The following is a 12,506-nucleotide window of genomic DNA, read 5'->3' as shown; positions in this document are numbered from 1 at the left end:
AGCTTTATGAACACTCCACCTGTCTGCAATTACGAAGGCTCCGATTACCAGCGCTCCTTTTGGGAGGAGGGCGGGCGCGCGTATGAAGATCGAGCCGAAGCCATCGCGCTGAAACGATTGCTTCCCAAAGGCGGGAGGCTCATGCTCGAACTCGGCGCAGGCGCGGGCCGCAACACGCCGCGCTATGCGGGCTTTGATCGAATCGTCCTATTGGATTATTCGACGACTCAGTTGGCTCAGGCTCAAGAGAGGCTTGGCCGCACCGATAGATACATCTATGTCGCGGCGGATGTCTATCGCCTTCCCTTCCGCGCAGGCCTGTTCGACGCCGCCACGATGATCCGCGTCCTGCACCACATGGCAGACGCGCCCAAGGCGCTCGTACAGATCCGGGGGGCACTACAGCCGGGAGGAGTTTTCATCCTTGAATTTGCGAACAAATTGAACCTCAAAGCGATTCTGCGTTACTGGTTGGGAAGGCAATCGTGGAACCCGTTCGATTTGGAGCCTGTCGAGTTCGTCAAATTGAATTTCGATTTTCATCCGAAAGCCATTCGGCAGTGGCTGGGCGGACTGGGCTATTCCATCGAAAAGATGCTGACGGTCTCTCACTTCCGGCTCCGACTCCTGAAACGTATTCTGCCTGCCAGGTTCCTCGCCGCGCTGGATGGCTTATTCCAACCGACAGGCGCGTTTTTCCAGCTTACGCCGAGCGTGTTTGTAAAGGCGAAACTCCCGGGCAATGCGGATTCTGCCATGCCTATCAACATCATCGAACTCTTCAAATGCCCGGACTGCAACAGCGGAAATTTGATCGGGAAGGAAGACCACCTCGCCTGCCCCTCGTGTGGGGCGAAATGGTCCGTGCGCGATGGAATCCATGACTTCAGGGAACGGATGAAATAAAAAACCACAGCGTATTCGATATGAATGATTCGGCAAAGAATGAGACCACGCTTGGCTTTGTGACCCTGCTCCTCGGCATCACGATGGCGGCTGTGTTCCATTGGCTGATCCTCGCCTTAAGAATCCCGGTTCTGGATTCGTTCCCCGATTGGAAATATAAGCTTCAACCGATCCCGGTCTTCCATGCATGGATCGCCCTGGCATTCGTCGCTTTCGGCGCAGCGATCCTTGTATCGTTCATCAAGCTGGATTATCGAATCAAGATCGCCGCATTGATCCTGCTGGGCACGGCGCTTCAATTCAGTTTTGCCTATTCCAAGGGAAAGGGACTCGACGGGATACGCGACCGAATGGTCACGCTGGGGCACGGGGAATTTGCCAACGTCGCCGCCGAACAAACGGATACCTTATCCGCCCTGCGGGACTACGAAACCCTGGCGAAAAAGAAACTATACGGCCATATCCCCAGCAAGCCGCCAGGCACCTTGCTTTTTTACATGCTGACGGAAAGAGTCTCTCATGCGCTCTGGCATGGATCGACGACCGCGGAGCGCGGGGATGACCTGCGCACCTTTGCCAGCCTCACATGGCCTTTTATTTCATATCTCGTTCTCATCCCGCTCTTCTACCTTGCGCGCGAGTTGACGGGAAACAATGAAACGGCTGTCCTTGCATGCCTGACATATATCGCCATTCCGTCCGTCACCCTGATCACGCTTCACACAGACCAGGTGATCTACCCATTCCTCACGGTTCTTCCCCTGCTGTTGGCGGTATACGCGGTCAGAAGAAAAAATTTCTGGCTGGCGGTTCTGTGCGGAATCATAACCTATATGACGGTTTACTTTTCCTTCGGTCTGGCCGTGGTTGCATTTCTTTTCCCGCTCCCACTCTTTTTCCAGACCGGGGATAATCCGCCTCGTCCTTTCATCCCGGCTTTGAAATGGATCGGAGGCTTTGCCGCCGGGTGGCTGCTCGCCGACAGACTGGCAGCCATCGCCTTGAATTACGATATCTTTCTTCGCTATAGATTGGCGATCGAGCACCATGCAAATTGGAAGGCTTGGGAGAATACCCTGGGGACGGTCCTGCGTTTCGGATTGACCAACATCGCAGAGTTTTCCGCCTGGATCGGCCTGCCGGTTGCCTTATTGTCCTTTGTTTGTTTGGGCGTCGCCATCCATCAATTCATTAATCGAAAGCCCGGTACAATTTCCCTATACACCGCCATCCTCACAGGGATTTTTGTCTTCCTGCTTGTGTTTGGAAAGACCAAAGGCGAAACGGCTCGTTTATGGCTCTTTCTGGTTCCCTTCCTTTGCATTAGCGCGGCAAACATCATCCAAACCAGGGGCTGGTCGGCCCGCAGTAAGACCGTGTTTTTTGTGACGGTACTCTTTCTGGAGTTTGGCACCACGTACTTCACCCTGCATTACCAGGATTTCAGCTGACCGGCTTTGCCGCCATCCCCCGCAAGATTCATCGATCCGATATGCGCATCATTCGCGTGCCGTGCTTGGAGCCCCTCCCCGAGCTTGACCATGCCTGCCCCAAGCCTCGCCAGCCAATGCCTGGCGTTTAAATTTCGAAGTATGCGCCGCACCCGAATATCCGCCATGTCTTCACGGTGTTTGCGCTGGGCAAGTTGCAATAGATCAACCGGGTGGATATTGTCCATTCTGAATCTCCTTCCAATAAAACCGCGAACAATCACAACCTTTTGAGTAAGCAGTTTTGTTTGATGGAAGGAAGCGGCGAATTACCGCCGCTTCCTTCCATCCCGCTACTGGGAATCTGCGGCATCCAGGTATTTCCCCAGGACAAAATCCCAGCCGGTCACATAGCCGTTGCGTTTCTCGAGTGCCTGTTCGCCCAGGGTTTCCCATCCGGTGTGGATCAATTCGAGGCGCGATCCGCCGGCTGTTTCAGTGAACATCACCGTCACTTCCTGCGCGGTTTCTGGAGTCCGGTCTGGGTACCATTGAAACGAAACCCTGGTGTACGGCTCCCAAACCAGAACCTTTCCCCATTCTGATTCTTCGCCATGTTTCGAGACTTCGACGATCCTGCCGCCCACCCATCCTTCGAAGTAACACGACTCTGCTCCCTCACCCCAAACGGAATGGGTCATCAGGGGCCACCATTTGTTTATCCCCTCTGTAAATAATCGGAACGCATCTTCTGCGGGAAGTTTTACCTCCAATTTTTTTCGGACGGGTTCGATCTGTTCGTGCTTAACCTGCTGTTTCATCATTTCATTTCTCCTTTTGCGAATTGTGAAAAAATCGTTACGGGTCATCCCGCTGAATTCGACTCCTGATCCTTGCCGGATGCGAGCCTGGACGCTTCCTCTTCGAAGGCTTTGAATACATCGGTCCACATTTCCTCCACGTACTGCCTCAACTCCAGCAGACCGACGGGGTTTATCCGATAAATACGCTGTTGACCTTTTTTTTCCATACGGACAAGCTGCGCCTCCTTTAGTACCTTGAGATGCTGGGATACAGCCGATTGACTCACTTCCACAGTGTGGACGAGTTCAGTAACAGAGCAGGGACCTTCGCGCAATCTCTCGAAAAGTTTGCGGCGGGTGGGGTCTCCAAGTGCATTAAGTGAATTTATATTAGTCATAACTAATATAAGTATAAACTAATATATATTTCTTGTCAAGAGTAAAATGCGCTTGAAAAGCTAGATCAAATGATATTTCGCGGTGTTTCCCTTACGCAAACAAATACCCCCATTTACCGGTTTATTCCTTCTTCAAGGGCAATCGAATGAAAAACGTGCTGCCGGGATATTTTTCTTCATCCCGCCTGGGGCTTTCCACCCAGATGGTTCCCTGCAAGGCGCGGACGATGCCTGCGGCGATGGCGAGTCCCAACCCGGCTCCGCCGCCTTTGAAGTTTGTGCGGCTGGACGAATGCAGTTGCACTTCCCCCATTTGATACAACTTCTCGAAAATGACCTTGTGATGTTCCGGGTCGATGCCGATGCCGGTGTCCTTGATGGCGACCTCCGCCATTTTTCCGCGATTGGTATCCTCCACCACCCAGGCAGAGACCGTGATCGAGCCCCCGTCGGGCGTGAATTTGATCGCGTTGACGATCACCTGGTCGAGCGCCTTCTTCAGTAATTCCGAATCCGCCAACAGCGGAGGGATCGTATTGATGGACTCGTCCAGGTTGAGGGTCAGGTTGCGAGCCGCCAGGTCTTTCACGTAATCCTTATGGACGAGTCTGAGGATCAAACCCAGGCTCACCGATTCAAAATGCGGCGTGATGACCTGGCTTTCAAGGCGGACCATATCCAGCATGCTGTTCACGATCTGATGCAGGCGGTTCGTGCCGCGCTGTACGCCCTGGATCGCCTCGGACAACGTGGGATTTGTCTGTATCGTTTCATCGTTCAAAAGCATGCCAATGAAGCCTTTCACCACCGTCAATGGCGTGCGCAGTTCGTGCGCCGCGACCTGAATGAACGCGGATTTATTCTGGTCGTGTTTTTCCAGTTTTTGGTAGGCTTTGTTCAATTCCTCCACCCGTTCCGCCACCATGCGTTCCATCACCTGGTTGATGCCGGTTACTTCGCGGTAGAGGCGCGCATTTTCGATGGCGATGGTCGCCTGGTGAGCAAATGTGTCTGCCAGCAACCCATCGTCCTGGGAGAACGATCCTTGCGCGCGGCTCATCAGCAGAAGCCCCACTACATTATCTTTCGAATATAACGGGATTCCCATCCATGACTTGTCGCGCGGAAGCCATTCAGGCTGGGTCCAGTCTTCCGCCGTGTCGATATCGTTGATCAGCAGGGTTTCACCCATGCGTGAAACAGCGGTGTACAAATTGCTTCCCTTGAGTCCGAGGCGAAAGCCGGACATATCCGTACCGGCAGGCATGCCGCGATGCGCTTCGATGCGCGGCTCGTTGTTGACATCCTCCAGATAGAAGACGCCGCGGTCATGCGGGATCACCTGGCTCAACTGATCGAGGATTTGTTCGGGGAGCTGCTCGATGGTTTTCAATGAGGATAATTGGCGCAGGGAACGAGCCAACGCCTCGGCTCCGCGGCGCCGTTCCTGTTCGGAGGCAAACAATAGGGCATTTTCGCTGGCGGCTTTTTCAGCCATATCCTTCGCGCCTCTGAGTTCCTCGGCGCGTTCGCGTGCCTCGCCCAGCAGGCGTTCCACTTCGCGTTGAGCCTTTTCCCGCTGGGTGACAAGCATCACACGCAGCAACGCGCTCGAAAGCAGGTTTCGCACGCGTACATACACATCCCAATCGTCCTGCCCCATCTCCGCCCACATAAAGCCGAACCGGTTGCCTGCCAGTGAAAGCGGCATGACCACGGCATCGTACCGACGGTCGGTCGGCGTCTTCCCGCGGGGTGTCAGTTGACCCGTAACCAGCCGCGTGCGTTCGCCCGGCATGGCGAATCTTTTTTCATCATATTGCATCAAGAGCCGGTAGTATTGCGGCGGCGGAGACGATATGGATCCCGGTGAATCGGCATCGTCGTAATACATCACATACCAGGACCCGATCCCCAGGAGAGGAAAATGCGAAGCGATCGCTTCGCCGATGGCGTCGAAGGTCACAGCGGATGCCATCGAAAAACTGAAATTATTGAGCAGCTCCTCCTGCTTGACGAGCAGGAGCCTGCGGTATGCCTGCGTCCTTTGCGATAATTCACCTGCCAGCATGCGCGCCTGTTGAAAAAGGTTTTCGGCGTTGAGCATGGTGGTGTTGCTCGAAAGGCCTCCCAAGGCATAACGGCGGAACGTGGTAAGCACATTCTGCCATGTGTTCAGGTCGTAACCGTGTTTTTCGAGGAGTCCCATCAACTTCTGCACAGATTTTAGAAATTCCTCGCTTTTTCCCAGTTCGCGCAGCCCGGTCAGGAAAGTGTCCCAGGTGCGGCCTACCGCATCGATATACTCTTCCCGCGCCGGGTCCCCCTCTTTTACACCGACAGAGCCCAACAGGGCTTTGATCGCCGCAACGCGTTTGTTTTCAAGCCTGCCCGTGTGAGCCACTTCGCGCGGAAGGACTACCGCGCGCTGGATGCTTTCAGGAAGGCACCCGCAGGACCAGCGCACCACCAATTCTGAAGGAAGTGATTGGATTTCACCCGCTTCCACGCCGTTGATGCGTTTGACCAAAGAGTCAAATGCCAATGCGCCCGCATCGTAAAAGGATTGCCTGACTGTCGTCAACGGAACCCCCATGGATTGAGACTCGCTCACATCGTCGAAACCGGTCACGGCGATCTGGTCCGGCACGTGTATGCCGCGGTCCTGCAGCGCTTCCAGCACGCCGAACGCCATGCGGTCATTGGCGGCGACAATGGCTCGCACCGACATGCCGCGCTCGTCCAGCAGCGTCCGCACGGCTGCCCGTCCGCTTTCCGCTGAATAATCCCCTTCGAGAACCAAATGTTTGTCGAAACGGATCTTGCGGTCTTTAAGTTCGTCGAGGAAAGCGTTGTAACGCGCTTCAGCTTCCACTTGTCCTGCGGGTCCGCGCACGAAGGCAATCCGCTCGTAGCGGTGTGTTTCGATCAAATGGCGGACGATGGAGCGCATCCCGCCCTCGTTATCCGCCATCACCGAAGGGATGCCTTTTCCCGGAACAGCAAAGGATGCGATCGGCGTCGGTGATAGGTAACCGATAAAATCTTCGATTTCTTTTTTGGGAAGACCGTGCGCAAGGTCCGCCGAGAGCAGGACGCCGTCGAATTTACCGGATTTGATCAGGTCATATAAACCAAAGGAACTCCCATTATCCAGTGCGGCGGGTTTCCCACCCACAAAGCTGACCACGTTGACATCCCCCGCCCGCGCAGAGTCCAGCACTCCCGCCATGAATTCATTCCCCCAGGCGCGGTTCAATTGCGCGCTCAACACGGCGATGGTCTTGCGTTTTCCTGCTGGTTTTTCGGATTTTTCCATGAATGAGTTGTAAAATTATACGGCAGGTTGTTTGAGGGGAAAATTGCAATTTTGCAAGAATAATTGATAAAAAAAACAGGTCGGATTGTAGGTCCGACCTGTTGCATCCTTATCGTATTTCTATCTGGTAATTGGCAAGTTCGCGTGTGAACCGGGTCGTGCCGGAAACGACCAGATAGGCCGTCTCGCCAGAATTCAGCGAGACCGGGATCTCCGCCGTCTGGTCGGGATTCACGGGAATCATCGTCACGCTGGAGTCGCCCGAATGGATCAACGCCAATCTGAAGGTCTGGGGCAGGACGTTTTGAATTCGCACAAAGCCTTCAGCGGCCCAGCCGCCGTCGTCCGCCTCGAAATCGGAACTGTAGCCTGCCGCCTCCACCCGGACATCATCCACCATGAAACCTTCTCCATTGACCGCCGCATCGGTGACATATTCGAATCGGATCAAAACCTTTTTGCCTGCATAATCCGAAAGATCGACCGTTTCCTCGATCCAATCGCCCGACACGCCAGTATATCCCCAGCCGTAGGAATTTCCGCTCGGGTCGGTGCCCGTGCCGGAGGGTGTGGTGAGGATTTCCCAGGTCTCGCCGTTTTCAGAAACTTCCACGTAGACATAATCCCAATCGGTCTCGATGTCGTACCAGGTGCGGAAGGACAACTCGATGGGTCTGCTCGCATCCGTGAAATCGAACTCGCGAGTCAGGGTCATGTCCGATTCATCGCCCTTGTTCGACCAAAAGGCGTAGTCCCCCGAATAGGGGTCAGCGGGCAATAACCCGGTCACGGTGGAGCCGGTGAAGTGGATCGTAAAATTCCCGGCGCATTCGAAGGCAATGTAATCCGCGCCATATTGGTGAACGGTACGGGTGAAGGGCTCCTGTGGGCAGTTGAATATCGTCTCGGTCGCCGAGGCGCGCAGCGCGTCGGGATAATTGGTGTAGATGTAACGTCCATCACCGATGGAAGGATCAAGCACGAAGTTGGTTACAACCCAATCCATGAAAAAATCATCGGCGGTGATGGGCTGACCCGTCAAAGGATCGGTTGCGCCGACCTCTTCAAGGACATCCTCCACGCTGTCCAACCCGTTGGCGGGGTCTTTGACAAGCAGTTGAGTTGCCTCTTCGCCGAAGCGGTCGAGGAAATAGGTCATGAACAGGAAACCCGCCCCGTAATGCGGCGACGTGGCGTCCTGGTCGTTGGGCCAGTCGTTCAATTGCAGGTCGGGGTCGGCAATGTAAAGCATATCGAAGCCGCCGGTGTCATAACCGTTGAGCAGGACCGCCAGTTCCGAAGAGCCTTCGTTGAGCCAGGAAGTTTCGTTCAGGTCGTTGTTCCAGTGGATCATGTGTTGGAACTCATGCGCCAGCACCGCGTAGGCATAATCACCGCCCAGCGGGGTGTTATCGGCATTGAAGAGGAACATCTCATGCGCGTTCGAATATTCCTGTATCAATGGGTGCGTGGAATCCGAAGTGGAAAAATATCCCGCAACCGAGAAGCCCAATCCGCGCGAATATAAAATGTAAATGTGCTCATCGCCGTCAATGCCCGGTGACCATTCACTGCCGAAGAACTCGCGGTTTGTCGGGTAGATCTCGTTTTCGAACGCTTCCACCAATGCCTTGACTTCATCCTCGTCCACATCCACGCCGTCCTGCACCCAAAAATATACATGCGGGGTGATATAGCGCAGAGTGGCTTGTACTTCATTGTTTTCATTCGAATCCAGATCGTGAACCCAGAAATTCTTCTTGTCGCCCAATGCGCGCGGCACGGCGGATTCAGCAATCACTTCGGGTACGTTGCATTTGCCATCCAACCGGCATGCCAGCACGCGCGGATCATTCTCAGGGACAATGGTGCTCTCCAGTGTTTCCAGCGTTTCATTGGAGATTGACTCGACCGGCGGCCGGATAATCTCTCCTTCATCCTGCGGCACATCCGGATTGAATGGATCGGCAAATACGGGAGAATCCTGCGAAGGGGTGAAGCCGCTCAGGGTGTAAAACGCATATCCGCCAACTCCCAAAAGTAGCAGGCAGAAACAACCCAATAAGAGGACGACTCCCACAAAGATGCCGATCGTCGAGCTTGAGGAATTATTTTCCGAATTGTTCATGAAGGTTCCTTTTACGAGAGAATGCCCGATGGTACCCCAGCCCGCTGAAAAATGGATGAGGAAATTCATGTAAAAAAGGTGCCCCAGTTTCCACCGGGGCACCTTTGCCTATGCTTCCACTTCCTGTTTGGATTTCTTCTTTTTGACGCCGGTCGTGGAACTGAAGATGATTTTGTTCTGTTTCGAATCCACATCCACGACCACTTCAGCGCCGTCCTTGAACTTGCCGCTGAGCAATTCCACCGAGAGCGGACTCTCGACGTGCTTCTGGATCGCCCTGCGCAAAGGACGCGCACCAAAGGCGGGATCATAACCTTCCTTTGCAAGCCACGAGCGCGCGGCATCAGTCAACTGCACGGTGATGTTGTGTTCGTTGAGCCGATCCTGCACTTCCTTCATTTGCAGGATGACGATCTGTTCCATTTGCTCGAGCGAGAGCGGCGAGAACATGATGATCTCATCGATACGGTTGAGGAACTCGGGACGGAACGCGGCTTTGAGCGCCTTGTCGATCTTGTCGTGGGCGTCGCGTTCTGCGTCGTCCGATTTTTGCGGAAGGAAGCCTAGGGTGCCGCCTCTTCTCACATACTCGGTGCCCAGGTTAGAGGTCATGATGAGAACCGTGTTGCGGAAGTCCACCACGTTGCCCTGGCCGTCGGTCATGCGCCCATCGTCAAGGATTTGCAGCAGGGCATTCCAAACTTCCGGGTGAGCCTTCTCTATCTCGTCGAAGAGCAGCACGCGGTACGGCCTGCGGCGGACAGCTTCCGTCAGTTGACCGCCTTCCTCGTAGCCGACGTATCCCGGAGGCGCGCCAAAGAGTCGACTCACCGTATGCTGTTCGCGATACTCGGACATATCGATGCGCACCATTGCATCTTCATCGTCGAACATGAACCAGGCAAGCGCCTTTGCCAATTCGGTCTTGCCCACGCCGGAGGGACCGATGAAGATGAACGAGCCAATGGGACGCGCCGGGTCCTTCAGACCGGAACGCGCGCGGCGGATCGCATCGGAAATGGCGTGGATGGCTTCTTCCTGGCCGATGATGCGCTCGTGCAAACGCGCCTCCATGTGCAGGAGTTTTTCCGATTCCGTCTCGAGCATTTGCGTCACGGGAATGCCCGTCCACTGATGCACGACCGCGGCAATATCGTTCACATCCACTACTTCATCGAGATGATGCTCGGCTTCCCACTGGTCTCGTTTTTCGTGATATTCCTGTTCGAGCCGCAGACGCTCGGCTTTCTTTTGCGCGGCGCGTTCGTAATCGCGGTTCAAACCGGCTTGTTCCTCTTCGGCTTGCAGTTTTTCGATCTCGGTTTTCATCGCCTTGAGATCGGGCGGCATGGAATACAAAGCCACGCGCAGTTTCGCGGCGGCTTCGTCCATCAGGTCGATGGCTTTATCGGGGAGGTGGCGGTCTGTGACGTAGCGATCCGCCAAATGGGCGGCGGCAGATAATGCCTCATCCGAGAAGCGCACTTTGTGATGCGCTTCGTAACGGTCCCGCAAGCCAAGCAGCATTTTGATGGTATCGTCAACGCTCGGCTCATCCACATAAATGGGCGCGAAGCGGCGCTCGAGCGCGGCATCCTTTTCAATGTGTTTGTGATACTCGTCCAAAGTCGTCGCGCCGATGCATTGAAGTTCTCCGCGGGCAAGCGCGGGTTTGAGCATATTGGACGCATCCATCGCGCCCTGCGCGGCTCCCGCGCCGACGACCGTGTGCAATTCGTCGATCATCAATATGATGTCGCCCTTCGCGCGTTGGACTTCCTCCATCACGGCTTTGAGTCTCTCCTCGAACTCGCCTCTGAATCTGGACCCGGCGATCATCGCACCCAGGTCGAGCGCGACCACCCTCTTGCCTGAGAGGATCTCCGGCACATCGTTGCTGGCGATCTTTTGCGCCAATCCTTCAGCGATGGCTGTTTTACCAACGCCCGCTTCGCCGATGAGGACCGGGTTGTTCTTCGTGCGGCGGGACAATATCTGGATCAAGCGCAAGATCTCGTTATCGCGCCCAATGACCGGGTCGAGTTTGCCTTCGCGCGCGAGTTGCGTTAAGTCGCGCGAATATTTTTCGAGCGTGCGATACTTCGTTTCCGCCTGCGGATCGGTCACGCGTTGACCGCCGCGCAGATCCTGAATCGCGTCATACACACGGTCGCGCGTCAAACCAGCGGATTCCAAAATGCGCGCCGCGGGTGTATTGCGCTCGGTAAGAATCGCCAAAAAGATATGCTCGGTGGAAATGTATTCATCCTTCAAGCGGTTGGCTTCTTCGTTGGCAAGGTCGATGATCCGTTTGACGCGCGGCGTGATGAAGATCTGCCCTGCGCCGCCGCCGAAAATATTCGCCTTCGGGCTGGCGCGCAGGGTGGCATCGAGTCGTTCGGTCAACGCCTGGGCGCTGACGCTCATTTTTTCCAAAATTTGTGGAATCACCCCTCCGGGCTGTTCGATCAATGCAAGGAGGATGTGTTCGGTATCGATTTGGTTGTGACCATAGCGCTGGATGATCTCCGCCGCGCGCTGGGCAGCTTCCTGCGCTCTCTCTGTAAATCGGTCAAATCGCATCATAAGAATTTCCTCTTTCTGAAAAAAGACCCCAAAGGTCCTCGAGACCTTTGGGGTCTTTACTGACTAGGGGCATTATAACAAACGCCGCGTCGGCGAACTGTCAACGCGGCGTAAGAGGAGTGTTGGAATTCAAGGACAGCAGTCGTTTATGGCGTCGGCGTGGAGACAATCTGTTCGATCAGCCCGCGCTCTGAACCAATTCGAGTCAACCGAATTGTCGCATAAGGAGAACATTGATAACATTGCACCGCCGCATTGCCGGTAATCGTATCGCCGCCATTGTGTGTAAAGTAATAATATGCGCCGTCAGATTCCAGCGGCAGTCCGTCATTCCACATGGGCAGGTAAGCTTCTATTTCAAAATAGATGGTGTTTTTTTCAAGAGTGGGATAGACAGCAAACCACGCTTTTCCCTCGCCTCCCTCTCTATAAAACAAAATGGTGCCGGGAAACTGATTTGTGCCGGCAAACCTATCCTCAAAAACTTCGAGAACAACATCGAGCCGCTCTCCGTTGACATTCTCATACACTCCCTTCCACGTCCCGGCAAGGAGGTAGACAAGATGAACATAAGTCGGCGTGGTGGTAAAAATGGGCGTGAAGGTCTCCAACGGTTCGGGGGAGATCGCTGGCGTCGCTGTGAATGTTCCGGCGGCAATGGCTGGCAGGCCGCAGGAAAGAGAGGCTAGCAAAAGTACGAAATAAAGGGTATTGCGCGGCATGACGTTTCACCTTGACCAGAGAAGTGGATTTTTTACGTGGGCGGATTGTAGCAGAACACATAAATCAACGACTGTCCCATAAACATCCCACAAAATGATCGATCCGGCGTAAGAGATTGTTATAAAAGTCACCGGAAATTACAGATAAACACAGAAGAACACTGATTTTCTTGATGAACAGCTTTCTCTTAGTCGCCCAAATCTCTTTTATCTG

The 12,506-nt window shown here is 54.5% G+C and carries 9 protein-coding genes; 2 read left to right on the top strand and 7 right to left on the bottom strand.

Features of this window, described 5'->3' with window-relative positions; all coding sequences use genetic code 11:
* Positions 1–6 precede the first annotated feature (6 nt).
* Both HS100_05400 and HS100_05395 read left to right on the top strand, forming a co-directional pair.
* Positions 7–906, top strand: a complete 900-nt coding sequence (locus tag HS100_05400) for a class I SAM-dependent methyltransferase (GenBank protein ID MBE7433331.1) — start codon at positions 7–9, stop codon at positions 904–906.
* A 20-nt stretch (positions 907–926) separates the two neighbouring features.
* A complete protein-coding gene (locus HS100_05395) occupies positions 927–2,357 on the top strand; it encodes a hypothetical protein (protein ID MBE7433330.1) in 1,431 nt (476 codons plus the stop codon).
* Here HS100_05395 and HS100_05390 read toward each other — a convergent pair.
* From HS100_05390 to HS100_05360, 7 genes are all read right to left on the bottom strand, one after another.
* Positions 2,339–2,584, bottom strand: coding sequence for a hypothetical protein (locus tag HS100_05390; protein ID MBE7433329.1), 246 nt, complete (start codon positions 2,582–2,584; stop codon positions 2,339–2,341). The two genes, HS100_05395 and HS100_05390, sit on opposite strands and share 19 nt — an antisense overlap.
* A 105-nt stretch (positions 2,585–2,689) precedes the next feature.
* Positions 2,690–3,160, bottom strand: coding sequence for an SRPBCC domain-containing protein (locus HS100_05385; protein MBE7433328.1), 471 nt, complete (start codon positions 3,158–3,160; stop codon positions 2,690–2,692).
* Positions 3,161–3,201: 41 nt separating this feature from the next.
* On the bottom strand, positions 3,202–3,537 hold the full coding sequence (locus HS100_05380) for a winged helix-turn-helix transcriptional regulator (GenBank protein MBE7433327.1): 336 nt from the start codon (positions 3,535–3,537) through the stop codon (positions 3,202–3,204).
* Between the two features lie 121 nt (positions 3,538–3,658).
* Positions 3,659–6,856 carry a substrate-binding domain-containing protein gene (locus tag HS100_05375; GenBank protein ID MBE7433326.1) on the bottom strand — a complete coding sequence of 1,066 codons (3,198 nt, stop codon included), beginning with the start codon at positions 6,854–6,856 and terminating at the stop codon, positions 3,659–3,661.
* Positions 6,857–6,965: 109 nt separating this feature from the next.
* The gene (locus tag HS100_05370) at positions 6,966–8,984 is read right to left on the bottom strand and encodes an immune inhibitor A (protein ID MBE7433325.1); all 2,019 of its coding nucleotides are present in this window, start codon (positions 8,982–8,984) and stop codon (positions 6,966–6,968) included.
* Positions 8,985–9,092: 108 nt separating this feature from the next.
* Entirely contained in the window at positions 9,093–11,567 is a 2,475-nt protein-coding gene (locus HS100_05365; GenBank protein ID MBE7433324.1) for an AAA family ATPase, read from the bottom strand.
* A gap of 149 nt (positions 11,568–11,716) precedes the next feature.
* Positions 11,717–12,292 (bottom strand): hypothetical protein, encoded by a 576-nt coding sequence (locus HS100_05360; GenBank protein ID MBE7433323.1) that lies wholly within the window; start codon positions 12,290–12,292, stop codon positions 11,717–11,719.
* Positions 12,293–12,506 lie beyond the last annotated feature (214 nt).

This window comes from Anaerolineales bacterium, from assembly GCA_015075725.1.
Lineage (GTDB): Bacteria > Chloroflexota > Anaerolineae > Anaerolineales > Villigracilaceae > Villigracilis.
The sequence above is the reverse complement of the archived record's forward strand: the minus strand, read 5'-3'. Positions and strand labels throughout refer to the sequence as shown.